The sequence below is a fragment of the Amylolactobacillus amylotrophicus DSM 20534 genome, from assembly GCF_001434555.1.
Lineage (GTDB): Bacteria > Bacillota > Bacilli > Lactobacillales > Lactobacillaceae > Amylolactobacillus > Amylolactobacillus amylophilus.
In genome coordinates, this window is record NZ_AZCV01000006.1 from 25820 (window position 1) to 52298 (window position 26479).

Below are 26479 nucleotides of genomic sequence, written 5' to 3' on the forward strand. Positions count from 1 at the left end.
TGTAGTTATTTGCCTATTCCGTTAGTAAAAAAGCAACCACTAGGTTGCTTATAGTAATTTCTCGTACGCAGTCTCATATTTCTGAATATCACCTGCACCCATGAATACCATGACAGAATTCTTGTTCTCGGTCAAATCTGAAATATTCTCTAACTTGATTACCTCTGAATCCTTGCCAATTTGATCCACCAGCATCTCGCTCGAAATATCTCCGGTAGACTCTCTGGCTGAACCGAAGATTGGCGTCACGTAGGCTTTATCCGCGGTACGGAGAATTTCAGCGAACTCAGCAGCAAACTGTTTCGTTCTGCTGTACGTGTGTGGTTGGAAAATTGCTACCAGCTTCATATCCGGAAACTTCTGTCTTGCAGCCTGCAGCGTGGCCTTCATCTCCGTTGGGTGGTGCGCGTAATCGTCAATGACGACCACGTCTTTGTAATCGGTCTCAGCAAAACGGCGCTTCGTACCCTGATAGCTGACCAACTCATTGGCAACATCAACCATATTTAGGCCCTCTTGGTGTGCGACACCAATCACGGCCAAGCTGTTCATGATATTGTGTTCACCGAACAGGCGGATAGTAAACCGTCCCAAAGAATCCCCGTGATAGAGCACATCAAACTGCGCACCAAGTTCGTCTCTTTTGATATTAACCGCGCGATAGTCATCGGTTTCTTTCAGACCATATGTGAACTTTTGAATGTCAGTCTTTAAATTAGCTAATCGCTCATCATCGCCCCAAACAAACAAGCCCTTTCTGGTCTGGTCTGCCGCCGTTTGGAACGCCGCCGTTACGTCATCAATATCTTTAAAGTAATCAGGGTGATCAAAGTCAATATTCGTCATCACCATGTAATCGGGGTGGTAAGCCAGAAAATGCCGCCGATACTCATCAGCCTCATAGACGAAGAACCGCGAATTGGCAATACCACGACCGGTTCCATCCCCCACTAAGTAGCTGGTAGGCAGAACACCGCCAAGGACGTGTGCCATTAGACCCGTTGTGCTCGTTTTACCATGTGCACCGGCAACGCCAATACTCGTGTACTGTGGCAGTAGTTCAGCCAACGTATCGGGATAACTCATAATTTTTAGGTTCAGCTCGAGCGCACGCTTAACCTCAGGATGATCTTCCTTAAAGGCATTTCCCTTCACGATGGTGAGCCCTGCATTAATGTTCTTTGCCGCAAAAGGTAATACCTCAATTCCTGCTGCAAGCAAGGGTTCCTGTGTAAATGTGTGCTGTTCAATGTCACTGCCGGAAACTTTGTAACCCAGGTCATGCATGACCAATGCGAGACCGGCCATCCCGGTTCCCTTAATTCCAATAAAATAATAATTTGCGTCTTTTTTTAGCACGATTACACCAACTCCGTCTGTTCAATTTTTTGTGGGGACTCATTCGATTGTTCATGGCGGCGCATGGCAACCAGGTCGAAAAGATACAACTCGGTGGTCTGATATTCGTCTAACGTCTTAGAGACATCTAAGTAATATAGTTCATCATCATTTAAAGCTGCCGTACCCTTTGTCATGACACCCTCCCACTAGTTTTACTTATCTCATTTTACCATTTTGTGCAAAAAAAAGAGGCCTAAATGGCTCCTTTTGCTAATAATCGATCAACTTTCTCTGGTTCAAACTCATGGCCAACCGGGAAATCATTTGGCAGTACCAGAATCCCACGCTTGTCAGGTGCGTGCTTTAGTCCAAGCTCACGAGCACTCGTGATCATGCCATAGCTCTCCACACCACGCAATGCTCCGGGCCAAATAATGGCACCATCTGGCATCATGGTTTCCGGTAGCGCCACAACAACTTTCTGCCCGGCAGCGATGTTCGGCGCACCACAGACAATCTGATAATCTGTCTCGTCACCAACGTCTACAGTTGTCACATGCAGGTGATCAGAATCCGGGTGCGGCTCAGATGTCTTAACGTAGCCGTAGACTAGAGTCTTCTTCTCCACAGTCGGCAACTCGGCCTTAAAGCCCACACTGATTAAGTACTCGTTCAATTTATTAATCTGGGCGCTGGTCAGCTTAATCCGACCGTTTGTTGCGTTCGTTAAGTCTAGCACCGAATCAATTTGAAAAAAGTTGAAGCCGATTGTCTGATTGTCCTGGTTGAAAATCCGAACAACATTTTGCTTCTGTTCTGAAGACTGTTCTCCCTGATCTGGGCCAAGAATTGCAATCAATGTATTGGGAAATGCTGTTTGATTAATGCTAGTTATCACAAATTTTTCTCCTTAGGCAACTGAATTCAAGAAGTCTTCCACTTCTTGTTTGGTCTTTCTGTCTTTGTTCACCAAGCGACCGACTTCTTGCCCATCCTGGAAAACAACCATGCTTGGTATCCCAAAGATATTTAGCTCTTGGGCCAAGTCCATTGAAGCATCAGTGTCCACTTCGATGAACTTAATGTCGGCAAAGTCACTCTCGACCGCAGGCATGAATGGTTTCAGGAACTTGCAGTCCCCACACCAGCTAGCAGTAAAGAAGAGCACCGTTCTACCCTCTTTCACTAGTTCAGGTAATTCGCTAATTGTTAATTCTTCAATTTTTTTCATCGTATTTTCCAACCTTTCGTAGCATAATATTAAATATAAACAAATATTTGTCAAACAATCTTTCTTAATAAAGGAGCACAGCTATTGAATTCTAAAACGACTAAGTTAATATTCACAGCAGGTATGACTGCCATAGCTATTGGTACCAGCTATTCACTTATTAAGCAGTACAATAAGAAGGTCCGGCTAAGAAGATCGTTAGAGCGGGTGAAACAACTATTCTCTGACCAAAACGACATCACCGGCTCATGGCTCGAGGATGAACCACGGATTTACCAGCACGAAGATTTCAAGACCAAAGCATACTTTGGTGGTTTAATTCGGAAGAGTCACGGCCAATTATTAGAGTATGAATTCGTGCTGAGCGCTAAGAGCTACGCCCTGCTCGACCTCAAATTAATCGCTTAGGCGGTTATTTTTTTTGGAAATGAGCGTGGAGTGCATAGATTGGGTGGCCCCGCCGTGAGAACTTCTCCTCGTATTCAGTCTGGATGTTCTGCGCCACCACCTCGTCATCCGAGTTATGGAGGTCCAAATTAACGTAGTCAAACTTCATGGCGTAGTTATTCATACTCACTAGCGAATATTCGAACAGCCCACGGTTGTCGGTCTTAAACTCAATGTGGCCATCTATTTGTAGGATGTTCTCATATGACCTTAGAAAGTCACGGTAGGTCAGTCTTCTCTTCTCGTGGCGTGTTTTTGGCCAAGGATCAGAGAAGTTCAAGTAGACTAGGTCAACGCTCTCTCGTGCAAAGTAAGTGTCAACCATCTTACCATCTCCCAACAGTATCTGTAGGTTTGGGAGGGCTAACTTGAGCTCATCTCTTAAAATAACGCCCGCCGCGCTTGTCTGTAATTCAATTGCTACAAAATTAATCTTCGGGTGTGCTTGAGCTTGTCTAATAATAAATTGGCCCTTCCCGGAACCAACCTCGATGCGCAGAGGTAAGTCAGGATTTGTAAAACGTTTCTGCCAATCAATCTTGCCTTCAGGCCGAATTAAAACTTTTTCTGGGTGGGCCTCCACTAATTCATGTGCCCACGGTTTGTTCTTCAATCTCATTTAGTTCTTCCTTTTATTCTTTATTGGGGTCCGATATACAGACTGTGATGCCAACTTCTTCGTTCTACCCGGTAAATAAACCACTAAACTCAATATGTTCAGGGCAACCAGCACAATTACGCCAAGTAAAACCGGTAATTTATTTGGGAGGACAATTAGCCACCAGAGGGCAATGACCAGGGTTTGAGCCAAGATCACACCTCCAATTACTCTTTGAAATGCCTTTTGCTTACCCTTGGGGTTAATCGGTAAAGAGCGGTACATTGAATTACGCTCAAACTGCGAATAGAGTGGCAATAACTGGTAGAGTGTCAGGAAGACAATCAAGAAATTCAAGCCCACGACAAAGCGTATATCTTGAACCATGAATGCAATTAACAGCGCAAATACCGTCATGCGCACAACCAAATTCAGAAATTCTGGGTTACGCAACAAAGTTCTTTGAAATAGATAAAAGTCTGGCGTTGGCTTGTGCTCAATCTTGGTGAGTACAAAATCCAGGTACTTACGCCGCTTGATTTTGATTGGTCGTTCCGGAATATCCGTAAATAGGCTATAGAAACCCTGCACAACCTCCATTCTCCGCTGCTCATACTCGATGGCCTTGGTCCAATCAAACAGACCGGACCAGCCTCTGGTTAACCTAATGAATAACCACTCGCCGAGTTCAACCGCGAGGCTCACACCAGGAAGATATATTCCCGCTACGACGCCGACCAAATCAAGTGCTACCAGCCAGTTCGATAATCCTTGCTGATTATTTTCAAAGAAATTGGTGCTTAATAACGTCAGATGATTATACTTTGCAAGGATTAAACCGAGCAAGAGCATTAAAAATCCCGGTAAGCTGACGCCAGCTTTCACCGTTGCAAAAGGGAAAGCCAACCCGGTCACTAGGAGAATGATGATTGTCGGAACAACCATGCTGTAATTGCGTGCACGTCTCATGTAAGGGGCAATCGCATCGTCATTGGTCCAGATAAACTGGCTATCGGCCGACTTAAATAGCGTGGCCAGCTTGCCCACCGTGAGCGGGATAAACAGGATCAGCGCTAGGAGCGGTTGGTAGTACCACTGATTATCCGGGATTTGGCGTAAAATCTGCGCATACCAGAATAAGAAACCACCTAGGAGAAAGATCAACGCAAGTACAAAGAAGTCGTTGAAAACTAGTGTGAGATACTTAATGTTCTGTTGCAGGTTTTTCTGTAGTCGTTTCTGAAATAATTCACTCATTTTGACTGCTCCACTGCGAGCTTCTGGTACAACTCACCGAAATTATCGTCTGCAATTTCATAATGCTGTTTAATGGAGTCGAGTGAGCCATCAAGCACGATGAGTCCGTTGTTCAAGACCACGTACCTTTCCAAAGCCCTTCTCGCGGTCTGAAGGACATGAGTTGTTAGTAACACCATTTTACCGGCCCTCTTAGCAGAATTGATTAAATCAATCAGATTCGCCACGGCCAAGGGGTCTAATCCGGTAAATGGCTCGTCAATAATCAAGAGCTGTGCATCTGTCAGGAAAGCATTCACAATCATGACCTTTTGCTTCATACCCTTAGAGAAGTGGATTGGCAGCCAGCCCAGCTTGTCGTCTAATCTAAACAGCTTTAATAATTCTAACGCATGCGGCCAGACATGTCCTCTGTCTAACCCGTATGCCAGAATGGTTAGCTCAAGGTGCTCCTTAAGCGTCAATTCCGGATAAAGGACTGGCGTTTCCGGAATCACGGCTACCTGCTGCTTAAATTGCGTCGGCTGCTCCTTTAGCGTCAATTCATTCAGACTGATTTCGCCACTAATTGGCCGCAGCAAACCCAACACATGCTTAATCGTGGTCGACTTGCCGGCCCCATTCAGACCAATCAGTCCAACCGCCTCACCTGGCTGTATTTCAAGGTTAATTCCCTTGATAACCGGCACATTCTGATACCCGCCGACCAGATTCTTAATTATTAATCCCATTTTGGCCCCTCATTTTCATGAAAAAATTACTTCATTATGATAGCATGAAAAGTGAAATATACATACCTAACACTACCAAAAAGGATGGAAAAGACAATGAATGATGACTGTATCTTCTGCAAAATTATCCAAGGAGAGATTCCGAGCTACACCGTCTTTGAAAACGACGATGTGAAAGCATTCCTCGATATCTCTCAGGTAACACCGGGTCACACCCTGATGATCCCGAAGAAGCACATTGCAAACATGTTTGAATTTTCAAAGGAAGACGCCGCAAAATACCTCAAGTATATTCCCGAAATCGCGCGAGCAGTCAAGGGTTTTGACCCTGAAATCAAAGGAATGAACATTGCCAATAACAATGGTGCTGTTGCCTATCAATCAGTCTTTCACGCACACATCCACTTCGTGCCTCGTTATTCTGACCACGACGGCTTCAAGATGGTGTGGACAGACAATAGTGCCCAATACGACAACGAGCAGTATCAAGCAATCGCCGACAAAATCAAACAACAATTCGAGGTAGAATAATGAAAAGTTTTGGCCTAGGCTTACTAAGCGGTGCGCTACTCGGCGCAGTTATCGGATTTGTCAAGAATCCACAAACCGGGAACACTATTAAACATGACTTCAAGCAACAAATAGATGAAACAATTGCGGATAGCAACAATATTAAAGAAGCTAAAGTACGCTTTGATGAAAGTTCTGCATACTTGAAAAATGACGGTGCGAAGCTAATTGAGAACACTCTGTCATCCATCACGGACCGCATTGATGGTTTCAACCAGCAGATCGCACCAAACCTCAAGGGAATTGAGGACAGTCTCCAGAACTTACAGGATAATTTACCACAAACCACTGATGAGGACCAACTTTAGCTCAACTAGTTAAGAAAATGTAATCAAACATTGATGATTGTGTGAATTTCTCGCAAATCGTTTTTGCTATGAACGATTATGTGCTATATTTAAAAACAGATGTTTAATTAATAGATTAAGGATGTGTACTAAAACATGAACAGATTAGTAAAAAAAGTAGGAGTGGTCCTCGGTGTAGCCGGACTCTCATTGACACTCGCTGCATGCTCAAACGACAAAACAGTCGTTAGTTATAAAGGTGGTAAAATCACCCAAAGTGAGTTCTACGATGAACTGAAGAAATCATCTTCAGGCCAATCAACTCTTGCAAACATGATTATTGAGAAATCCTTGGATGAACAATATGGTGACAAGGTCTCAAGCAAAAAGGTCACGAAGGAATTCAACAACTACAAAAAGCAATACGGTTCCCAATTCGATTCAGTTCTGACCCAGAATGGTTTGACCCAAGCAACATTCAAGAAGAATATCAGAACTAACATGTTGACGGAAGTTGCTTTAAAAGACTTGAAGAAGGTTACTGCTAAACAAGAACAAAAGGCTTGGAAGAGCTTCGAACCTAAAGTAACCGTACAACATATCCTCGTTGAGAAGGAAGACACAGCTAAGACTATTATCGCCGAATTAGACAAGGGTACGAGTTTCAAGTCGTTGGCTAAGAAATATTCGACTGATGATGCAACAAAAGAAGACGCAGGCAAGTTACCCGCTTTTGACAACAGCGATACCACGCTCGACTCCACATTTAAGGAAGCTGCATTCAAGTTGAAGCAAGGCGAATACACGAAGACGGCTGTGAAGACAGAATACGGCTACCACGTAATCAAGATGATTAAGCGCCCAGCTAAGGGAACTTTGAAGGAAAGAAAAGCTGAAATCGATAAGCAAATCTATGATTCATGGCTCCAAGATTCTACTGTAATGCAGGGTGTCATTGCGAAGGTCTTGAAGAAGGCTGATCCAAACATCAAGGATAGCGACCTGAAGAGTGTATTATCCCAGTATGCAACATCAACAACTTCATCAAGCGTTTCTAAGTAAGTTTTAGTACAAGAATTTATCAACCAAAAAGAGCAAATCCATTAAATGGGTTTGCTCTTTTATATACATTAAATTATTCGCTTAATTTTGGCTTATAGAAGCGCCGATTATCCAAGGCGAAAATACGGTCCGTGTATTGCCCTGGAGTGGTCTTGTCTAAGGCTTCCGTCATCATGTAGAGGGATGCATCCAACATATCGATCTCATGTAACACATCTGCCTCCATGAGTGCTGGTCGGACAGGCGAGCCGTACTCCTGCAGACCGTGATGCGAGAGGACCATGTGCCGCAAGACTAAGAAGTCCTCTGACTGCTCGTCTATCTTCAACTCCGTGGCCGCTTTGATGATTTCCTCGTCTATCAAGACAATATGACCAATCAGATTCCCGGTGACTGTATATTCTGTTCCCACGGGACCCGTTAACTCGATGGTCTTACCCAAGTCATGGAGAATCGTACCGGCCAAAAGTAACGGCTTATTTAGCTGCGGATATAGTGCACTAATTGACTGGGCCAACCGGACCATGCTCAGTGTGTGGAAAGCTAACCCACCCTTAATCGCATGATGGTTAGTTTTAGCAGCGGGATAGGAATAGAAATTTATCTGGTACTTCTGCAACAGAAAACGCACAATTCTATTCCAAGTTGGATTCGTAATTTCAAAAACGTCCTTGTTCAGTTCTGCTTGCATATCCTCCACCGAGATTGGCGCGGCTTTGACAAATTGGCTCATATCAAAGCCCTCTTCCTCACCAACCAACCGGAGACCGTATATTTTGACTTGTGGCGTATTCTGGTAAAGCTCCTTCTTCCCACTTAGCTCGACCACGGTACCGCTCTGGTAGTTATCGACGTCGGTAGAAGATGCATCCCAAAAATTACCCCTAATTTGCCCGGAAGTATCCTCGAATGTTAAAGCCAGGTACTGTTTCCCGGTCTTCGTCGTCCGCACATCTGCATGTTTCAGTAAGACAACGATATCCATTTCCTCGTCGACATTATATTCACTAATTTTTTTCAGCATAAAACTCCTTACAATCTATAACCTGACTATTTGATTTTCCGCAAACAATTGAACAATCTCGGCGCGTGCCGTAAACACCAATATTTGGTGTTTCTGCCCCAACTCCGCCAACAGTTCTTTCATATATTGTACCCGTTGATCGTCGAAATTGACAAATGCATCATCGATAATAATTGGCAAATTAATCTCATCTTCGATCTGTTCGATGAAGGCCAACTTCAACGCAAAGTACAGTTGTTCACTTGTGCCTCTTGACAATTGACTTGGTGTGAGCTTCTGCTTTCTCACCGAATTCTGCACGGTAATTTTATCATTAATATGCAACACGTCATATTGACCACCCGACAGAATTTTCATGTACTTCTGGCTCGCTACGGCCATTTTAGGGAATCGATTCTGACTCGCCAAATTAAGCATTGAATTAATCCATTGTGCTGCCAATTTGTGACTCAACCAGTCAACAACGTCCTCCTGAATTTGATCTTTCTGATCTTGAACCGCCGTCTGAGCCGCGATTACTGCCCGATCATCACCGAGGAGTGCCTGTTGACTATTGATATCCGCTAATTGTTGCTGGAGCTCATTTACATTGTCGGTAACCGCGGTCTGCATGCTTTTCTTCTGCTCAAGTGTTGAAAGTAACTCAGCGGGTACAAAATCTGGTGCCGTCAGTCGTTCAAAGTCACTACCAAGAATATGCTTCAAGTTTGCCCGCTTCTCGCTATTCTGCTGCTGTTTGCGATATTTGTCACTCGTCTCCTGAAAGCTGTCAAAGCTCTCCTCACTATTCTGCGTCAAAATAGCTCGAAGAGCATCCTCCTTGGCGGCCAAGTCGGCACCTAATTCGCGCAGTAGATTCTGGTTGGCTGTCAAACTACTTTCTAATTGGTTCTCATGTTCCAGTCGCGCCTTTAACTGCTGCACATACTGTTTGATTGACGACCAATTGTTCAAATCAAGTTCTTGCGGTAATATGCTGACGGCGAGCCTGTCTAAGTACTGATCAATCTTTTTCTGGTTATCAGCTACCTGCTGCTGGAGGAATTTAATGTGATTACTCTTATCGTTAATCGTGCTTGCCTGGACCAGCAGGCCGTTTAAGTCACGCGGCAATTCAATCCCATACTGGGTCACAAATTGGTTGATTTGCTCCGTCAATAAATTATGTTGATCGCTGTCTGAATTGTCAGAGCGTATATCCGTGGTATTTTTGTTTCGGACGAAGAACGCGAGACCTGAGGCCCCCACAGCGGCGATGAATAATAACAGGCCAACCATGGCGTGTCCAGTAAACAGCAGGGCTAAGCCGCCCACCAGTAGTATGGCCGCGACCCCAACTGTCACATTTTGAAGCAGATTGGGTTGCATAGTGTTATTAGCAGTTGCCTGTCGCTTCTCCTCCGCCTTTCGCTGCTCTTCTTGTAAATTACGAATGGCGGCGAAGTCAGTCCGCATCTGGTCAATTTGTGTTGCATCCAACTGATTAATTTGGCGTAATTCCGGCTGATAAATATAAAGTTGTTCTAGCGACGCTTGCTCATTTGAGATCTGCTTTGCCGAGTCCCCATCAAGCTGCTCTAGGTGATTTATTTCTGACCATTCGTCCACCACTGCCTTTGTATCTTCATTAGTCACTACCCGAGATTTTTGCAACGCTTCAATCTGATTTTTGAGCTGTGCAACCTGATTTTTGATTGATTCTTGTTCGCTAATTAACGCCGTGGCCCTTTGAAAGCTGGCTTCGTCGAATTCTACTACTTGACTAGACTGCTGTAATAACTTGTACTCGCCCAGCAGGCCGATTTTGTCTGCCAGTTTTTGTTCTTGGCGAATGGCCTCTGTGAGCTCGCGATCCTTTTTCTTCGCTGCCTGTAACTTGGCCTGAAATGGCTCTTTCTGCCGCGTCAATTCCAAATACGCCTGTGCCTGATTGCCGTTAGAAAGAACCGCATCCTCCAGTTGCGTTAACTGTGTTAATTCCTGATTTAGCGGTAATTTCTGTCCTCGTGGCTTATATATTTGATCCGCTTTTTTAGCGAATTGTGCTGCTAACTTCATCAACTCAGCACTATTGCTCGCACCCAGGTGATTAATCTGTGTCACAATCTCAGACTGATTAAGACTCATAATCTGGCCTAATGTATGCTGATCAAAGATAAAGGACTCACCAAAAAATTGCTGGTCGATTTGGTGAATTTGGCAAAAAAATGTCGCGCTAGGTACTTCAGTACCGTTGAAGAATACTCGGAGATTACCCGCCTGCGCATTCTTGGCCTGCAAGCGTTCCAGTACCCACTCGTTCTCGTCATCCCTAAAAGTCAGCTGGCCGCCATAAACGTTTGGATTGGTCTCAAATTGATAGTAGTCGAAGTTCTTGCTACTTTTCCTGGCAAAACCAAACATGATCTGGTTGATGAATGCAACAAGTGTGCTTTTACCCGCCTCGTTCAGTCCAAAGAAAACGGTACTGCCAGGTGTTAAATCGAATACCTGATCACGAAATTTACCGAAATTACGCACCTTAATTTGACTAATCTGCATCCCGCGTTTCCCCCATCTCCTGTTGTAATAAGAGCTCGGCCTGTTCAACGAGCCGTTTAATTGTCGTAGGATCGGCCAGGAAGTCGGCGATGAACCCGTGCTTCATTAGTGGCTTAGCAAGCTCTTGCACCTCTTCCGGCGTAAATGTGCGCTGCCGTGCTTCCTCCAGGTACTGCTGGTCTAAATTATTAAGTTGCAGGTGCCGCTTTACGGCAAAGTGGACCCGAACAAGATAACTTGCAGAGCTTATCTTCTGACTGAGGTAATTCAAAATAGCTGGGTCCAGCAACAGATCGTGCAATTCCTTTTCGAGCACCTCGCTGTTTCTAATAGTCAATGTGATTAGGCTGCGTGTCGGCTCATCCTTTAGCACATCGTCTACCTGTGCAATAATTGTGGCAAAAAGGAGTTCCTTAGTCAGATTATTGGGTAAATCTAGCGTGATAGTTTGCCAAATAAAAATACTGGTAGCAACAAACTTACTGGTGGTATGACCATTTTCATCGACAGTTAACTCGTAGAATCCTTTAGTACCTGGCTCGTTCACGTGCCTCCCCTGCAGATTACCGGGATAGATAATTAATGGATTGGAACTCAGTACTTGGCGGAGATGAATATGCCCAAGGGCAAAGTAATCATAATTCTTATTATTCAGTTCCGTTAACGAGAACGGCGCATAGTTGTCGACCCCACTCTGGTCACCAGCCGCACTGCCATGGAGCATACCAATCGTGTAGTGCCCTGGAACTTTCGCCGGAAAATATTGTACCACGTCCTCAGTAATATGATTCCGTACGTAACTAAAACCAATCACGTCAACGACCGTACCGTCTTTGGCTGTAATTGTACTTGTCGCAACATTTTCGTCGAAAATGTGTACGAATTGCCCAGACTGAACCAACAGGTTCTCTGGTGTCATATAATCATGATTACCAAACGAAATAAATGTGTGAATTCGTGCCTTAGTGAGCCGTTCAATCTCCCTCATGAGGAATAGCTGGGTGGCCGGCACCGGATTGTTCGAATCAAACGTATCACCGACCAACAACACGAAATCGACGTCTCGCGTTATGGCCACATCAACCATCTTCGTAAACGCCGCCTTTGTTGATTCTTGTATTTCTTGGTGTGCTGCTTGTGGTAAAAAAGAAAGCCCACCAAATGGACTATCTAAGTGTGCATCTGCGACATGTAAAAATTTCATATTATCCTGATTCTAAAAAAAGGCAACAAAACTTAATTTGTCGCCAATCTTGGTTAATTATTTAATTCACTGTACAGTTGATCTAATGGTCTGGTCATCGCCTGCTGGATTTGTTGTAATAATTGGAACATCATCTGTTCTTTTTCCATCAAGTTGGCAATATTCTGGTTACCGTTCATCTGTTCACTGTACTCTTTGAATTTGGCGTCATCCTCAGCAGTTACTTCTTGACCGCTCATTTGCTTATTCTGCAGGGATGCTTGAAATTGCATTACTTCTCGGTATAACTTTAGGTCCTCTTCATTACCCTTAAGTTGCTCAACTGCCTCCTGGACAGCTTGAAACTCTGGAAGTTGTTTCAAGTCCTCTGCAACTTTATTGGTAGAGTCAAAAATATTAATCAAATTTTCTGGTTCCTTTCTACTGGCCAAATAGCCCTTTAGCATCATTATACCATTCACCAAGTGTTTTGCCTGCTTCTTCAAAGCCATTTTGAATATTTTCACTCACATGACCGAACCAACGGCCCGAATGGCCTTCCTGACCATTCTGCTGCACCATTTGCTGTGCACTAGTTTCCGAGAAGTCCGTGCGGGCGGTATACGGCAAGATATTTTCCATCACGGCCTTAAACACCGGTGCGACACCATTGGCAGATGTACCAACTAGAAAATGATTTTGATTTGTTTTGTCAAAGCCAATCCATGTCGCCACAACGATATCCGGCGTGTAACCCACAATCCACTGGTCCTTCGTACCATAGCCGTAGCTATCTGGCACCTCGGTCGATCCGGTCTTACCGGCCACAGTATAACCATAAGGTTTGGCGGACATCCCGCTCCCGGCACTAAACACGCCCAGGAGCATACTGGTCATCTCTTGACTAACCTTTTCAGAGAGGATGCGATGGTTCTTGTTTGCCGTGTTGTTCACCAGTACCTTACCACTAGCATCAACGATTTTAGTGATAAAAGAGGTTTGGTTCGCAATATTACCGTCATTAGCAAATGTAGTATACGCCTTAGCCATTTGCATTGGCGATACCCCGGTACTCAAGCCACCTAGAGCAAGCGCCAAGTTTTGATCATTCTTGTGCACGGTTACGCCGAAGTTCTCAACCGACTTCACCCCACGACTAACGCCAATCTTATCGAGCAACCAGACAGCGGGAACGTTCATGCTCTGGGCTAGTGCATCATACATTGGAACCTCGTTTCGATAGACGTTATCCACATTCTCCGGTCGATATTTATTACTACCAAAGTCCTGCAGCTTGTCTGAGAGTAGTGAATCGTAGTGATAGCCAGCCTGTAAAGCAGGTGCGTACACAGCGAGAGGCTTGATTGAGGATCCCGGTTGGCGCTTAATCTGGGTCGCACGATTATAGCCACGGAAAACGTGTTCACCACGGCCTCCAACCACGGCCTGCACCGCACCAGTTTTTGGATCAACAGCAACGGATGCACCCTGGACAATGGTTCCATCTGCGGCGTTCTTTGGGAACAAGGTGTCGTTCTTAAACGTCGTCTGCATCTGTTGTTGATAATTCTGATCGAGTGAAGTGTATATCTTGAGGCCGCGGTTCATGACGTCCTCTTCCTTCAGGCCATAACGATCGATGGCCTCAGAAATTACTGCGTCGAAATAGTAGGGGAACTTATAGCCATCTTCTTGGTAATAGGTATCCTTCAGAGCCAAGCTGGTCGCTCGGGCCTGCTTCATCTGCCCCTCGGTTATCTTATGGTTATCTTTCATCAACGACAACACCAGATTTCTCCTAGAGATAGCGTTGTCCATGTGATCTATCGGGTTATAAAAGCTTGGACTCCGCAGCATCGCAGCAAGGGTTGCGGCCTCCGACAGTGTGACGTCACTGGCATCCTTACCGAAGTAGCGCCGACTAGCATCCTGCACACCCCATACACCATATCCAAAGTATGAATTATTGAGATACATCGCCAAAATATCGGATTTCGAATACTTATTTGTGATTTCTATCGCGTAGAATAGCTCCTCGACTTTACGGCTCAGTGTCTGAACCTGCGTTAACAGTGCATTTTTAGCCAACTGCTGGGTAATGGTTGAGCCACCACCAGCATACCGATTGAGTAGCTTACCGACGAAGGCACGCCCAATTCCCTTAATACTGAAGCCACAGTTCTGGTAGAACGACCGATCCTCGGTAGAAATCACGGCATTCTCAATATTATCGGAAATTTGATCGAGCTCGACGTAGTTTCCCTTCTGGGAATAGAGCGAACCGGCCTTTTGCCCATTGGCGTCATAAATCGCAGTCGTAGTCTGCAGCGACTGTTTCATCCCACCAATATTTGCTGTTTTTACTTTAATTGTGTAATAAGATGTAGTAATAAGGACAAGTAGTAAACCAATCAGGATGACGAAACGCACAATCTGGAATCGGTGATTGATGGCCTTCAACCACCGCCACAGTTTGGCCCAGTAAGGGGCAATAAAGTGGAAGATGCGCTTAATTATCTGGCCTACTTTTGTCAAAAAAGTCGGATTTTCGTTCATATAACCCTCCGATGTCTACACAGATTTTAGCATACTCTGCATTAGTTAGAGAATTTAAACTAGAAAAAGAATGATGGTTTAACCAAAAATGAAAACATCTTACAAGTTTGTCACGCAGTACCCAAAAGAACTAGAGCAAAAATCGGTGAGAGAAGTCATGCAGGACTTCCTGATTCCGAAAAAATGGCAGCATTATCTGAGAATTAATCGAGACATCTTGGTCAACGGGCACTACCGTTCCGTGAATAGTATGGTCAATCCAGGTGAGCTGCTCACATTGAACTTCAACGCCGTTGAATCAACCCAGCACGAGTACACGCCAAGCGGCCACTTGCCTGAAATTATTTACGAGGATGAAGACGTGGTGGTCATCAACAAGCCCCACGGACAGAAATCGCACCCCAACCGATTGGACGAGACAAATACGGCGCTAAATGATGTCGCCACTTATCTCGCCCCCATGGAACAGACACCGTATGTAACCCACCGACTTGACATGTTAACCAGCGGATTATTGTTAATTGGTAAAAACCCGGTGGTTGTGCCCTTACTTAACAGACAACTGGTGCAGAAGACGATGCAACGCTTCTACCTCGCGCGGGTCAATCTCCTACCGAATAACAAGGCCAACTTGACTTTAAATAAGTCGAACTATATCGAAACGCCAATTGGCCAAGATATTAGCGATAAGCGAAAGCGCGCCATTAAAGAGACTGGGCTGAGCGCTCAAACCACGTACCGCGTCTTAAAGATTGATGCTAAACAGCAAACGGCACTCCTGCACCTGAGCCTGGCGACCGGACGGACCCACCAAATTAGAGTTCATCTGGCAAGTATTGGCCTCCCGGTTTGTCGCGACCCGTTGTACAATCCACTGGTGCCACCCACTTTGGCGCAGTCGACTAGCGGAATTGAACTTCAGGCGTATCAATTGCACTTTCGAAAACCGTTGTCCTATGAGTTTGTAACTGTGACGCTACCAAAGCAATTATGGCTTAAGTAAGCTAACGTATAAAAAAATCGCCCGCTACGGGCGATTAAAAAGTATAGTTGAAATTAATGATTGACGTCTTGCCAAATTCAGCCAGTGGGGTTACTGGCACTATTCGGTGTACATCCCAAAAATTTTGGACACAGGAATATTTTAATTCCTGAATTTTTGGAACGCTTGTTTTTTATTTCGCTAATATATTCATAGGAGATATTAATTTACAAAATATCAAGAAAGGCTACATAATAGCGGTTACAATCATTAATTTCACTTTTAGTTGGGTTGTAATTTTCATTACAAAATTTATTTTACCTCATTTTGTGAAATAGTAAACAATAATCTGAAAAAAAAAAGACCATTTTCATGGTCTAAACTACTTCTATGTCTCAAATACTTAGCGGCGATCACCAACTAAGGCAAGCACACGTTGGAATAAGTTGATGAAGTCAAGGTAAAGATCAACAGCCATTAATGTACTAATACCTTCAATATCGGCTGCAGCAACATTCTGGTTCCGTCTTACCAATTGGTTCGAATCATACACGATATACGCACTGAACAGCAGCATAACAAGGATGTTCATGATAATGCCACCGGTTCCCATACCGATGAACATGCCAATAAATGTCATAACAACTGTACCAAGGAGCATGACGAATAATACGCGACCCCAGCTGACAAAATCCTTATTTGTGGTGGTTCCAAAACGCGCTAACCCGAGGAATATTGCTCCAGAAATCAGGAATGCCGCGCCAATTGAATCGAGCGTATAGTATGTAAACGGCAGTGTCAAAACGAGGCCGAAGATTGCGGCAATCACGTAGAAGGCCGCTTGTGCCTTCGTATTCTCGCGGTGTTTTACGAATGTTCGCACCCGAACCGCCGCTGCAATCAACAACACAAATGAGAGCAACCAGCCCATAAAAAACGCATTACCGCTAATTTGTGCTAATTGATCGCCGACAAGCATCGTTGTACCAACACTCACGACTGCGGTCAGCGCAATACCAGCCGCAACTTTTTGGTAGGTCTTACTGATTAACTTGTGTAGATTACTTCTCTTCGTCTTTGTTATCTCTAATTGACGAGCTTGTACTTCGTCCATGGGAAATCTCCCCCTTCTTTTGAGACAATTATACCAACTAAAATACCAAAAGCAATTCTTAAAAGATCTACATTGGGTATTTGACTTTGCATTTAAGCGTGCCATTGTCTAGAATGAAAAAGTTAAGATTGGAGTAATTATGAGAGAAATACGTAAACCTGATTATGAACGTGTTGTTCCGGGAATGTTCTTAGCCGCCAGTGCGGGTGGCCTTGATGCCTATTCATACCTTCTTCATGGCGAAGTTTTTGCTGGAATGCAGACTGGAAATTTGATTCTGTTAGGAATTAACCTTGGTAGAGGTGATTTCGGCAAAATCGGCCGTTATATTTTCGCAATTGCCATGTTCATGCTTGGAACCATCGTCGTCAGATTAGTACAACACAAATACGATAATATTAAACAGGTATCGCGTCCAACCTTCGTCCTTATCTACGAAATGATCCTCCTCATCGTGGCACTAATTCTGACCCAAAAACTGTCGAATCTGCTGATACTGGCGATTCTTTCAATGGCGGCGGCAGCCCAAATGCAGGAATTTCGCAAGATTTATAATGGTCCTTACACGCCGATGATGATGACCGGTAATCTCCGGACAATCTCAGAGGGCCTGTATGACACGTTATTCATACACAAACCAGCCGCTTGGAAGAAAACCAAGACATTTATCATCATCCTACTGAGCTTCCTTGCAGGCGCTGTTCTCAACGGTTTGTTGGTTGGCTACCTGGGCCAGAACACGATTGTAATCTCCATCATCGGTCTTATGGTAGCAATTTATACTAGCCACCTCCACCTTCCACCGCAAGACGATCTTTATCAGAAGCACAAATAATCTATTTATACAAAAATTGTAATTTAATCCTTGCTATTTATCTTTTTTGGCGACATAATGATGTCACTCAGACAAAGTGAATAGAAAGGATTTTTTTATGGGAGAAGAATTGGATAAAAGATTGACATTGCGCCTGTCAGAAAGTTTGTCTGATAGGTTGCAAAGTTACGCAACCGATCATAACCAAAGTATGAATAGTGCCATTCTGACTGCGATTGAGCTGTTATTGAATCAGAAAGATTTAAAAGTATCTGGTTTCGCCAATTTCGAACAAAGAAACTTCATTGGTCAGATAGTCGGTGCAAAAGATATCGACCAAACTACCGGCATCATCACCGTACGCGGTCTGGTCTACCGTTACATCACTGAGAACAACGAGCCAGTCAAAGCACATAAGCAATACGAAGTCACAAATATCAATGGAAATATCGTCATTATCAAAGAAAGAGAGAATTAATTATGTTCGGAATAAAAATTGTCCCACAAAACAACGTTGGTTTAGTAGAAACTTTTGGTAAATACTCACGCACTGTGAACGCCGGAATCAATTTCTACATTCCACTCGCACAACATATCGCTAACGTTTCAATGGCTATGGAGCCTATCTCATTGCCTGGTTATTCAATCATCACTAAGGATAACGCCGAAATCGTTGCTACTGTTACTTTGAACTACCACGTAACGAACGCTGTAAAATACCAATATGAGAATACCGATTCTGTTGAATCAATGGCTCAGCTGGTTCGTGGGCACTTGCGTGATATCATGGGTAACCTCGATTTGAACGAAGCCCTTGTTTCGACGAAGAAGATCAACGTCGACTTGGCTGAAGCAATCGGTGATTTGACAGATACATACGGTATCAAAGTTGACCGAATTAATATCGACGAATTGAAGCCTTCACTTGAAATCCAAAAAGCCATGGACAAGCAACTGACTGCCGATCGTAACAAAACTGCTGCGATTTTGCGTGCTGAAGGTGAATCTAAGTCAATCGAATTGACCACTAAGGCCAAGAATGATGCTTTAGTGAACACAGCCAAAGCCGAAGCAACTGCAAAGAGAACAGCTGCTGACGCTGAAAAGTACAGAATTGACGTTGTTCAAGAGGCTTTGAACAATGTTTCTGAGACTTACCTCGCTAACCAATCAATCGATGCTTATCGTCAATTGGCAAATTCTGACACAAACCTGGTTGTCGTACCAAATGACGGCTCAAGCACTTATGGCCAAGCAGGCGTTTTGGGCAACTTGATCAACCCTAAAAAACCAACATTTAACAAGCACAACAACGGCGAAACTTCAGATGCTGTGAACGATATTTCAGTCTCGATGGATGAATTAACTAGCCAAGACGACGAATAGTCGATGGTGAAGACAATGATTAATCATAAGAAGCATTACCTCACGACCGCCGAATACAGCGTTTTGACTGGGAGCAAACGATTCACAAACGGCAACGTCAAAAAGAATCGACGCGATGCTCGAAAAGCATCACAGGCCAAACCATCACGCACGAATATGGTAGAGAACTCCCCTTCAGACAGCAAAGTATTGAAGTTTCTCGATCAACTCTTCGAGAATATTGGAAAGCTACAATAATACAAAATAATAGTACAAAATAAATACTCCACGAGCATTTGCTTGTTCACGGAGTATTTTTTTGGATTTTAGGAGTTATTAGATATTAAATGTTGGCTAAAAGAATGAAGTTCACCACGAACAAGCCAGAGACAATCCAAAGTATTGGATGCACTTTTTTGGCATTACCACGAACAGTTTGGATGATGCAGTAAGTGATGAAACCTGCTGCGATACCGTAGGAAATGTTGTAGGCTAATCCCATAAAGATCGAGGTGAAGAACGCCGGAATGGCTTCACCCAAATCGTTCCAGTCAATATTCTTGAATGTACTCATCATCATCACACCAACGGCAATGAGTGCTGGCGCCAAAGCTTCTGTTGGAACTACTGCAATGAAAGGCGTAAATACTGTTGAGAGCAGAAACATAATAGCAACAGTCACGGCGGTCAAGCCAGTCCGACCACCGGCACCGATTCCGGCAGCACTTTCCACATACGTCGTTGTGTTACTAGTACCGAAAACTGCACCTATCGAGGTTGCGATTGAATCAGCAAACAATGCACGATCCATTTTAGAACTAAAGCCATTCCCATTCTCGAGGGCTGCCTCGTCCTGCTCGTTAAATATTCCAGTTTTGCGTCCGGTACCGATGAATGTACCTAGCGTATCAAAGGTGTCCGAGAAACTAAAGGAGAAGATCGTCATCAGAACTAACGCCAGCTTACTTGGATCATTAAACAGGGTCACGAGTCCCTTAGAGCCAAACGCCGCACCAAAGGTCGTACCGAGTTGATTGAATGATTCCCCAAGAGAGGTGGCTGTGGCGGCATTGAAATTGGTCACACCCAGTGGAATACCAATCAGTGTAGTGAGGATAATGCTGATAAACACAGCTCCTGGGACCTTTTTAATTAGTAATACAATCACGATTAACAGACCGATGAGGGCCAGCAATGCGCCGGGTTTCGCAAAACTAGTTAAGGCAGGCACGATTCCACCGCCGGTCACAATTGACTGCAGGCCACCCTTAAAGGTTTCCTGGCCCGCCGCGAGTGGCGCACCATTAACACTAATAATATTGGCAGGCTCAGACGTAAACTGGAGGAAGCCAGCATTTTTCAGTCCCACATAGGCGATAAAAACACCGATACCACCACCCATAGCGTGTTGCAGCGATTTGGGAATTGCTCTGATAATCATCTTCCGAATTTTAGTAACCGTGATCAAAATGTTGATGAGACCACAGATGAAGACCAACGCCAAACCCTGTTGCCAACTAAAACCAAGCGCGAAGCAGACCGTGTAGGTGAAAAACGCATTGAGGCCCATTCCCGGCGCCAATGCATATGGCACGTTCGCGAATAATCCCATAATCATCGTACCCACAAACGAGGCGATGATTGTAGCAAGAAAGACCGCCTGCGCCGGCATTCCCGTTTGGGCCAGGATTGATGGATTAACAAACAGGATGTAAGACATGGCGAAGAATGTCGTGATTCCTGCCAAGATTTCCGTGGATATTTTCGTATGATTCTTCTGCAATTTAAAAAGATTGTTCAGCATTTCGTTCTCCTTTGACCAATTTATACCATGATATTACCAGAAATAAGCTAGTAAAACAAGATATTTCCGAACAATTTTTTGAATCATCATAGAAATAGTACGTATTTATTTGTTGGAATGAGCTCGAGCTGCTTGGTGGCAATGTGTTCAGTAAAGAATATCGTGGGTAACATTGTGCGAGCTTTGTCCACCATTTGTCCGACTAACTCCGAAAAACCATAGTTTTACGAAGAAATTCTGTCAAAACAAAAAGCACCTACAAACGCTGTTATATCAACGTTTGATAGGTGCTTTAGTTTTCCGAAGTTTAACTAAGAAAACCTAATATATGCCCCAAACAGGAGTCGAACCTGCACATGGAAACCCATACAGCGACCTGAACGCTGCGCGTCTGCCAATTCCGCCATTGGGGCAAGTACTCTTTTTATTTTACCAGAAATATTCTAAAATAAAAGAAGAAACGAGGAAATTATGCTAAAAAATATTACAGCTGAGCAGGTGGCGCAAACAATCACACCACGCGCACCAAAATCATATAAATGCAACTATGGTCGTGTGCTTCTAGTTGGTGGAAACGAACAATTCGGTGGCGCCATCATTATGGCGGCTGAAGCCTGTCTGAATACAGGCGCTGGCCTAATTACTGTGGCGACCAACAGCATCAACAATGCCGCACTCCATACCCGAATTCCAGAAGCGATGTTTATCGACTACCATGCACAAGAGTTGCTGGTGCCGGCAATAAAGGCAGCAGACATCGTTGTAATTGGCCCCGGTCTTGGTACGACCCCTTTTGCCCTCGAACTAGTAAAAACGTGTCTCAAGCTACTCGTTGAGCAGCAGACGTGTATCATCGATGCGAGCGCACTCACAATTTCGGCTGAAAATCCTGCATTAATTAACGACTGTAAAGCACAAATTATTCTGACGCCACACCAAATGGAATGGCAACGACTCAGCGGCGTGAAAATTGCCGCGCAGACCGATTTGCAGAATAGCACTCAACTAGCCAAGTTATCTGACCACGCCACACTCGTGCTGAAATCAGAGAGGACAAAAGTATACGATCAGTCCCCTACTGTTTGGCAGAATCCGTTAGGAAATCCTGGAATGGCTACCGGTGGCATGGGTGACACACTTACCGGTATCATTGCCGGAATCGTTGCCCAGTTCGGTACCACAACAAATACGGTTAATGCCGCAGTTTATCTGCACAGTTTCACGGGAGACCAGATTGCACAGCAGGACTATGTCGTGCTCCCAGCCAAGCTGTCTCACCTCCTTCCCCAAGTAATCCAACAATTCAGCAAGCAAAATGCCTAGTCAAAATAAATACTCCTAGTTTGTTCGACCGGAATTTTAATTATTTCCGTGTCCAATGAACTAGGAGTATAGCTGACTAAGCATTTTTAATTTAAATTCTAATATGTAATTTTCGCAACAGACCATTAATTTTCTCGCCGAGAATCTTCTGTGCAAGTTCGGTCTTCAACACACAGAAACCGTAAACTAACACTCCGACAACTAGTGCCACGACGATGGCAATAACCGCATGAAACCTGCTTGTTTCAGACAACCAGAGGTACAGCAACTTCAAAGTACCACTAACAGCGCCAAACATTAACAGAGAGAATGCCGCAATACCGATGAATCTACGTTCTAGACGTGGCTGATTGTAATGATAGCTCGTTTTCATGTGATAAAGCGCCAGCCAACAAGTAATTCCCATGCCAGCGGCAGTAGCCAACAGCGGACCATACAGCTTGAAGAAGTAGATTGCCGGCAATTGCAGTGCAAACTTTAACAAGATCCCGATCACAAGATACTTGATGGCTAGGCCATTCTCAGATAATCCCTGCATAATAGCTACAAGGACGGCGAACAAGCCCAGGAGAATCGAGATAAATGCTGATAGGTAGAGCACGCTCGCTCCGGTAGCGTCATAACCATAGAAGATTGTGTAGATTGGCTGCGCAATAGCCGCCATTCCCATGCTACTTGGCAGCATCACGAACAAAAACAGTTCCAAAGTACTCTCAATCTGATCGCGAATATCTCGTGTATTTCTTCTGGCATGCGCACCCGCTAGTAAAGGAATAGATGTCACGGCCATCGCGGTGGCTAAAGACACGATAATCATGATTAACTTGTTGGCGTTCAGACCAAATAAAGCATACCAGCTTTCGATCCGGTCATAGTCCGCTACCACAAACAACTTAATCAGTGGGTGAAACGTGTACTGATCAATCAACTGGAAGAATGTAATTCCGGAATCGAGGATAATAAACGGAATCGATTGCCGGACTATTTCGCCCAACAGGCTCTTAGTAGAAACCTCAACCTCGTGGTTGCTATTCAACACAAGTTCATTAATGTCTGCCTGCTTTTTTTTGTAGAAATACACCAGCAATAACAAACCAAACACCGCACCAATAGCGGCAGCAAGGTTGGATTGGACCACGGCATCTAGGAAGTCTCCATGTTGTACCTGCATAATGATAAAAGCAGTTAGGAGCATCCAGATGACACGGGCCAGCTGTTCGACGAACTGTGATAGGGCGCTTGGTGCCATGTTGTTGTAGCCCTGAAAGAACCCGCGAGTCAGGCTCATCACGGGTATGATTAGCACAGCGATGGCTAAGCTTTGCAACACCGGTACCTGCCGTAGATCCCCTCCGCTAAGGATTGGGGCGAGGAAATACATGACCGCAGCCGAGATAATACCCAGCAACACCATTAGGCCAAGTCCACTCTTGAACAGTCGCTTGCCCACGCCATACTCATTTAAAGCGTTGTAGTGAGCTACCTGCTTGGCAACGGCACCAGGAATTCCGGCGGTTGAAATAATCAAAAAGAGGCTGTAAATATTGTAGCTCTTAGCAGTTAACGCATTAGCCACGTTCCCATGGTCCCCCATCCAGGCGTACCACGGAATAATATAGATTGCCCCTAAGATTCGTGAAAAAATTGAGCCAAATGTCATCCAGGCAGAGCCACGAATCAAGCTTTCGTGCGAGCTCGTGGGCTGCGAATTTTTATTCTGCATAAAGTCTTCCTATTCCCTATTATTTCTATCATACAAATTTACAGTCACAATTCATATGACTTTAGGAAAAATTTAGTGTTTACAAGACGATATTGACAATTTTGTTTGGAATCACAATCACCCTTTTTGGCTCCTGTCCCTTCAAGAAGGATACAACATGCTTTTCAGTCAAGGCTAAACGTTCAACCTCGTCCTTTGCGGTATCCCGAGCAACCTGGAACTTACCGCGGACCTTGCCGTTCACCTGAACAATAATTTCTACGGTGTCTTCAACGAGTTTTGATTCATCATATGTTGGCCAAGCCGCAAACGATATGCTTGTTTCATGACCCATAATTTGCCAAATTTCTTCCATCATGTGGGGTGCAACAGGTGCTAACAGCTGCACGAACCCTTCAGCATACTCCGTCGGGATGATATCCACCTTGTACGCCTCGTTGATGAAGACCATCATCTGGCTAATTGCCGTGTTGAAATGCATTGATTCAAAGTCTTCCGTTACCTTCTTGACCGTTTCGTTGTAAACCTTGTCTAGCTTACCGTCGTTCTTTGCACCGACCTTATCCGTCAGAATCGGCGTCACATCGAGGTCGTTCACGAACAACCGCCATACCCGGTCCAGGAACTTCTTAGTGGAGGCCGGACCATCGTCGGCCCAATCAATTGCGGCGTCGAGCGGTCCCATAAACATCTCGTATGCGCGTAATGAGTCGGCACCGAACTCGGCAATGACATCGTCTGGGTTCACAACATTGCCCTTTGACTTCGACATCTTCTCGTGGTTTTTCAAAATAAGGCCTTGATTATAAAGCTTCTGGAATGGCTCCTTCGTTGGTACAACGCCTAAATCATACAATACCTTATGCCAGAAACGGGCATAGAGGAGGTGCAACACGGCGTGCTCGGCACCACCCACGTAGAGGTCAACCGGTAACCACTCTTTTAGTTTCTCAGGATCGGCTAATTCTCTATCATTATTTGGATCAATATATCTTAAGTAGTACCAAGAACTACCCGCCCATTGAGGCATTGTGTTGGTTTCTCTGCGCCCTTTTCGGCCATTTTTATCAACCACATTGACCCAGTCGGTGATGTTCGCCAGCGGACTCTCGGTTGTCCCTGAAGGTGCAATGTTCTTGGTAAATGGTAAGCGTAATGGCAACTCATCCTCAGGCACTAGGGTTGTCTCGCCATCTTCCCAGTGAATAACCGGAATTGGTTCACCCCAATAACGTTGGCGGCTAAATAACCAGTCGCGTAGTTTGTAGTTAACCTTTTTCTGACCAACCTGATGCTCCTCTAACCAGTCCGTCATTCTCTGAATGGCTTCCTCATTGTACAGACCGTCTAAGAAGTCCGAGTTCACGTGCTCACCGTCACCAGTAAAGGCTTCCTTAGTAACATCACCACCGGCAACTACTTCGTTAATCGGCAAGTCAAATTTCTGGGCAAATTCAAAGTCACGGTCATCGTGGGCTGGCACAGCCATCACGGCGCCAGTACCATAGCTGGCCAACACGTAGTCACTGATCCAGATTGGTAATCTCTCGCCGTTAACCGGGTTAATGGCGAAGGCACCGGTAAAGACACCCGTTTTATCGTGATTCAAATCAGTTCTAAGGAGGTCGCTCTTCTGCTCAGTCTGCTTGATATACGCATCCACAGTCTCTCTTTGAGCAGGTGTCGTGATTTGGCTCACAAGTTCATGCTCAGGCGCCAAAACAGTGTAACTAGCCCCAAAGAGCGTATCAGGCCGCGTAGTGAAGACGTTGAACTGGGCATCAGTCGCCGCAACCTTAAAGGTCACCTGTGCCCCAGTTGAGCGCCCAATCCAGTTTCGCTGCATCTCTTTGATACTCTCCGGCCAATCAACGAGGTCTAAGTCATCTAGTAGGCGATCAGCATAGGCAGTAATCCGCAGCATCCACTGCCGCATCGGTTTCCTGTAAACTGGATAGCCCCCACGCTCAGTTTTACCATCAATGACCTCTTCGTTCGCCACAACTGTACCTAAATCAGGACTCCAGTTGACCGGTACCTCGGCCTCGTATGCCAAACCTTTTTTGTACATTTGTTCAAAAATCCACTGGGTCCACTTATAGAAGTTCGGATCAGTCGTATTCACTTCGCGGTCCCAGTCATACGAGAATCCGAGCATGTTAATCTGCTTCTTAAACGTGGCGATATTCTCTTTGGTAAACTCTGCTGGATCGTTGCCAGTATCCATCGCATACTGCTCTGCGGGCAAGCCAAATGCATCCCAACCCATTGGGTGCAATACATTATAGCCCTGTGCCCGACGCATTCTACTGATAATGTCAGTTGCGGTGTAGCCTTCTGGATGCCCGACATGTAGCCCCTTACCAGATGGATATGGGAACATATCTAATGCGTAGAAATTCTTTTTGTTCTTATCCTCTGTAGTCTTGAAAGTCTTGTGCTCTGCCCAATACTTCTGCCACTTTGCCTCAACAACTTTATGGTTATATGCCATTTTCTTCCTCCTAATAAAAAAGTCCCATTGAT

The 26479-nt window shown here is 44.7% G+C and carries 26 protein-coding genes and 1 tRNA gene; 10 read left to right on the plus strand and 17 right to left on the minus strand.

All coding sequences use genetic code 11. From position 1 onward, the window contains the following. Positions 1-48 precede the first annotated feature (48 nt). The 4 genes from murC to FC62_RS06330 are packed head-to-tail and all read right to left on the minus strand — an operon-like array spanning position 49 to position 2572. Entirely contained in the window at positions 49-1359 is a 1311-nt protein-coding gene (gene murC / locus FC62_RS06320; RefSeq protein ID WP_056947007.1) for a UDP-N-acetylmuramate--L-alanine ligase, read from the minus strand. 2 nt (positions 1360-1361) lie between these two features. Next, a complete protein-coding gene (locus FC62_RS08140; protein WP_156408182.1) occupies positions 1362-1535 on the minus strand; it encodes a hypothetical protein in 174 nt (57 codons plus the stop codon). Positions 1536-1594: 59 nt separating this feature from the next. Continuing rightward, positions 1595-2239 (minus strand): YtpR family tRNA-binding protein, encoded by a 645-nt coding sequence (gene ytpR, locus FC62_RS06325; RefSeq protein WP_056947010.1) that lies wholly within the window; start codon positions 2237-2239, stop codon positions 1595-1597. 12 nt (positions 2240-2251) lie between these two features. After that, the gene (locus FC62_RS06330; protein ID WP_056947013.1) at positions 2252-2572 is read right to left on the minus strand and encodes a thioredoxin family protein; all 321 of its coding nucleotides are present in this window, start codon (positions 2570-2572) and stop codon (positions 2252-2254) included. Between the two features lie 84 nt (positions 2573-2656). Here FC62_RS06330 and FC62_RS06335 point away from each other — a divergent pair, with 84 nt between their 5' ends. Next, on the plus strand, positions 2657-2980 hold the full coding sequence (locus FC62_RS06335) for a hypothetical protein (RefSeq protein WP_054746131.1): 324 nt from the start codon (positions 2657-2659) through the stop codon (positions 2978-2980). Between the two features lie 4 nt (positions 2981-2984). Here the strand turns inward: FC62_RS06335 and trmB are convergent, their stop codons facing one another. From trmB to FC62_RS06350, 3 genes are read right to left on the minus strand one after another with little or no spacing between them, the layout of a single operon-like run. Then, the gene (gene trmB, locus FC62_RS06340; RefSeq protein WP_054746130.1) at positions 2985-3638 is read right to left on the minus strand and encodes a tRNA (guanosine(46)-N7)-methyltransferase TrmB; all 654 of its coding nucleotides are present in this window, start codon (positions 3636-3638) and stop codon (positions 2985-2987) included. Then, positions 3639-4874, minus strand: a complete 1236-nt coding sequence (locus FC62_RS06345; protein WP_056947016.1) for an ABC transporter permease — start codon at positions 4872-4874, stop codon at positions 3639-3641. Further along, positions 4871-5605: an ABC transporter ATP-binding protein gene (locus tag FC62_RS06350; protein WP_056947019.1), complete on the minus strand. Its 735-nt coding sequence runs from the start codon at positions 5603-5605 to the stop codon at positions 4871-4873. Before FC62_RS06350 ends, FC62_RS06345 begins: the two co-directional genes overlap by 4 nt. A gap of 84 nt (positions 5606-5689) precedes the next feature. Between FC62_RS06350 and FC62_RS06355 the strand changes: the two genes are divergently transcribed. The 3 genes from FC62_RS06355 (at position 5690) to FC62_RS06365 (ending at position 7524) form a co-directional block, all read left to right on the plus strand. Beyond that, a complete protein-coding gene (locus tag FC62_RS06355; RefSeq protein ID WP_054746126.1) occupies positions 5690-6136 on the plus strand; it encodes an HIT family protein in 447 nt (148 codons plus the stop codon). Then, on the plus strand, positions 6136-6483 hold the full coding sequence (locus FC62_RS06360) for a hypothetical protein (protein WP_054746125.1): 348 nt from the start codon (positions 6136-6138) through the stop codon (positions 6481-6483). The genes FC62_RS06355 and FC62_RS06360 overlap by 1 nt, the downstream gene beginning before the upstream one ends. A 135-nt stretch (positions 6484-6618) precedes the next feature. Then, positions 6619-7524, plus strand: coding sequence for a peptidylprolyl isomerase PrsA (locus FC62_RS06365; protein ID WP_056947022.1), 906 nt, complete (start codon positions 6619-6621; stop codon positions 7522-7524). A 73-nt stretch (positions 7525-7597) separates the two neighbouring features. Here FC62_RS06365 and FC62_RS06370 read toward each other — a convergent pair whose 3' ends face one another. The 5 genes from FC62_RS06370 to FC62_RS06390 are packed head-to-tail and all read right to left on the minus strand — an operon-like array spanning position 7598 to position 14789. Then, positions 7598-8548, minus strand: coding sequence for a 3'-5' exoribonuclease YhaM family protein (locus tag FC62_RS06370; protein ID WP_141322597.1), 951 nt, complete (start codon positions 8546-8548; stop codon positions 7598-7600). 15 nt (positions 8549-8563) lie between these two features. Further along, complete coding sequence (locus FC62_RS06375; RefSeq protein WP_056947026.1) at positions 8564-11089, minus strand: ATP-binding protein; 2526 nt, start codon at positions 11087-11089, stop codon at positions 8564-8566. Next, complete coding sequence (locus FC62_RS06380) at positions 11079-12293, minus strand: metallophosphoesterase family protein (RefSeq protein WP_056947029.1); 1215 nt, start codon at positions 12291-12293, stop codon at positions 11079-11081. Before FC62_RS06380 ends, FC62_RS06375 begins: the two co-directional genes overlap by 11 nt. Before the next feature lie 53 nt (positions 12294-12346). Then, entirely contained in the window at positions 12347-12742 is a 396-nt protein-coding gene (locus tag FC62_RS06385) for a YlbF family regulator (protein WP_054746120.1), read from the minus strand. After that, on the minus strand, positions 12714-14789 hold the full coding sequence (locus tag FC62_RS06390; protein WP_371857357.1) for a PBP1A family penicillin-binding protein: 2076 nt from the start codon (positions 14787-14789) through the stop codon (positions 12714-12716). The genes FC62_RS06385 and FC62_RS06390 overlap by 29 nt, the downstream gene beginning before the upstream one ends. 127 nt (positions 14790-14916) lie before the next feature. Between FC62_RS06390 and FC62_RS06395 the strand changes: the two genes are divergently transcribed. Then, positions 14917-15831, plus strand: coding sequence for an RluA family pseudouridine synthase (locus FC62_RS06395; protein WP_056947031.1), 915 nt, complete (start codon positions 14917-14919; stop codon positions 15829-15831). Between the two features lie 382 nt (positions 15832-16213). Here the strand turns inward: FC62_RS06395 and FC62_RS06400 are convergent, their stop codons facing one another. Beyond that, positions 16214-16924, minus strand: coding sequence for a Bax inhibitor-1/YccA family protein (locus tag FC62_RS06400; protein ID WP_056947034.1), 711 nt, complete (start codon positions 16922-16924; stop codon positions 16214-16216). Between the two features lie 139 nt (positions 16925-17063). Between FC62_RS06400 and FC62_RS06405 the strand changes: the two genes are divergently transcribed. The 4 genes from FC62_RS06405 to FC62_RS06420 all read left to right on the plus strand — a co-directional run bounded on the left by FC62_RS06405 (position 17064) and on the right by FC62_RS06420 (position 19361). Further along, positions 17064-17759 (plus strand): YoaK family protein, encoded by a 696-nt coding sequence (locus FC62_RS06405; protein WP_054746117.1) that lies wholly within the window; start codon positions 17064-17066, stop codon positions 17757-17759. 109 nt (positions 17760-17868) lie between these two features. Further along, complete coding sequence (locus tag FC62_RS06410) at positions 17869-18216, plus strand: NfeD family protein (protein WP_141322596.1); 348 nt, start codon at positions 17869-17871, stop codon at positions 18214-18216. Positions 18217-18218: 2 nt separating this feature from the next. Next, positions 18219-19124 (plus strand): SPFH domain-containing protein, encoded by a 906-nt coding sequence (locus FC62_RS06415; RefSeq protein ID WP_082611598.1) that lies wholly within the window; start codon positions 18219-18221, stop codon positions 19122-19124. Positions 19125-19139: 15 nt separating this feature from the next. After that, complete coding sequence (locus FC62_RS06420; RefSeq protein WP_075362770.1) at positions 19140-19361, plus strand: hypothetical protein; 222 nt, start codon at positions 19140-19142, stop codon at positions 19359-19361. An 85-nt stretch (positions 19362-19446) separates the two neighbouring features. Here FC62_RS06420 and FC62_RS06425 read toward each other — a convergent pair whose 3' ends face one another. Then, positions 19447-20904, minus strand: coding sequence for an NCS2 family permease (locus FC62_RS06425; RefSeq protein WP_056947084.1), 1458 nt, complete (start codon positions 20902-20904; stop codon positions 19447-19449). A gap of 332 nt (positions 20905-21236) precedes the next feature. Continuing rightward, a tRNA-Leu gene (locus FC62_RS06430) sits at positions 21237-21320 on the minus strand. Positions 21321-21378: 58 nt separating this feature from the next. Here FC62_RS06430 and FC62_RS06435 point away from each other — a divergent pair. Next, positions 21379-22230 (plus strand): NAD(P)H-hydrate dehydratase, encoded by an 852-nt coding sequence (locus tag FC62_RS06435; RefSeq protein ID WP_056947037.1) that lies wholly within the window; start codon positions 21379-21381, stop codon positions 22228-22230. A 91-nt stretch (positions 22231-22321) separates the two neighbouring features. Here the strand turns inward: FC62_RS06435 and FC62_RS06440 are convergent, their stop codons facing one another. Continuing rightward, the gene (locus FC62_RS06440) at positions 22322-23953 is read right to left on the minus strand and encodes a putative polysaccharide biosynthesis protein (RefSeq protein ID WP_056947040.1); all 1632 of its coding nucleotides are present in this window, start codon (positions 23951-23953) and stop codon (positions 22322-22324) included. A 79-nt stretch (positions 23954-24032) separates the two neighbouring features. Beyond that, entirely contained in the window at positions 24033-26447 is a 2415-nt protein-coding gene (leuS, locus tag FC62_RS06445; protein WP_056947042.1) for a leucine--tRNA ligase, read from the minus strand. Between the last annotated feature and the right edge of the window lie 32 nt (positions 26448-26479).

Excerpts from the sequence above, each read along its gene's own strand:
- FC62_RS08140 (WP_156408182.1), bottom strand. The coding sequence starts at position 1,535 with ATGACAAAGGGTACGGCAGCTTTAAATGATGATGAACTATATTACTTA.
- FC62_RS06330 (WP_056947013.1), bottom strand. The coding sequence starts at position 2,572 with ATGAAAAAAATTGAAGAATTAACAATTAGCGAATTACCTGAACTAGTG.
- trmB (WP_054746130.1), bottom strand. The coding sequence starts at position 3,638 with ATGAGATTGAAGAACAAACCGTGGGCACATGAATTAGTGGAGGCCCAC.
- FC62_RS06345 (WP_056947016.1), bottom strand. The coding sequence starts at position 4,874 with ATGAGTGAATTATTTCAGAAACGACTACAGAAAAACCTGCAACAGAAC.
- FC62_RS06350 (WP_056947019.1), bottom strand. The coding sequence starts at position 5,605 with ATGGGATTAATAATTAAGAATCTGGTCGGCGGGTATCAGAATGTGCCG.
- FC62_RS06355 (WP_054746126.1), top strand. The coding sequence starts at position 5,690 with ATGGAAAAGACAATGAATGATGACTGTATCTTCTGCAAAATTATCCAA.
- FC62_RS06360 (WP_054746125.1), top strand. The coding sequence starts at position 6,136 with ATGAAAAGTTTTGGCCTAGGCTTACTAAGCGGTGCGCTACTCGGCGCA.
- FC62_RS06365 (WP_056947022.1), top strand. The coding sequence starts at position 6,619 with ATGAACAGATTAGTAAAAAAAGTAGGAGTGGTCCTCGGTGTAGCCGGA.
- FC62_RS06370 (WP_141322597.1), bottom strand. The coding sequence starts at position 8,548 with ATGCTGAAAAAAATTAGTGAATATAATGTCGACGAGGAAATGGATATC.
- FC62_RS06375 (WP_056947026.1), bottom strand. The coding sequence starts at position 11,089 with ATGCAGATTAGTCAAATTAAGGTGCGTAATTTCGGTAAATTTCGTGAT.
- FC62_RS06380 (WP_056947029.1), bottom strand. The coding sequence starts at position 12,293 with ATGAAATTTTTACATGTCGCAGATGCACACTTAGATAGTCCATTTGGT.
- FC62_RS06385 (WP_054746120.1), bottom strand. The coding sequence starts at position 12,742 with ATGATGCTAAAGGGCTATTTGGCCAGTAGAAAGGAACCAGAAAATTTG.
- FC62_RS06395 (WP_056947031.1), top strand. The coding sequence starts at position 14,917 with ATGAAAACATCTTACAAGTTTGTCACGCAGTACCCAAAAGAACTAGAG.
- FC62_RS06400 (WP_056947034.1), bottom strand. The coding sequence starts at position 16,924 with ATGGACGAAGTACAAGCTCGTCAATTAGAGATAACAAAGACGAAGAGA.
- FC62_RS06405 (WP_054746117.1), top strand. The coding sequence starts at position 17,064 with ATGAGAGAAATACGTAAACCTGATTATGAACGTGTTGTTCCGGGAATG.
- FC62_RS06415 (WP_082611598.1), top strand. The coding sequence starts at position 18,219 with ATGTTCGGAATAAAAATTGTCCCACAAAACAACGTTGGTTTAGTAGAA.
- FC62_RS06420 (WP_075362770.1), top strand. The coding sequence starts at position 19,140 with ATGATTAATCATAAGAAGCATTACCTCACGACCGCCGAATACAGCGTT.
- FC62_RS06435 (WP_056947037.1), top strand. The coding sequence starts at position 21,379 with ATGCTAAAAAATATTACAGCTGAGCAGGTGGCGCAAACAATCACACCA.
- FC62_RS06440 (WP_056947040.1), bottom strand. The coding sequence starts at position 23,953 with ATGCAGAATAAAAATTCGCAGCCCACGAGCTCGCACGAAAGCTTGATT.
- leuS (WP_056947042.1), bottom strand. The coding sequence starts at position 26,447 with ATGGCATATAACCATAAAGTTGTTGAGGCAAAGTGGCAGAAGTATTGG.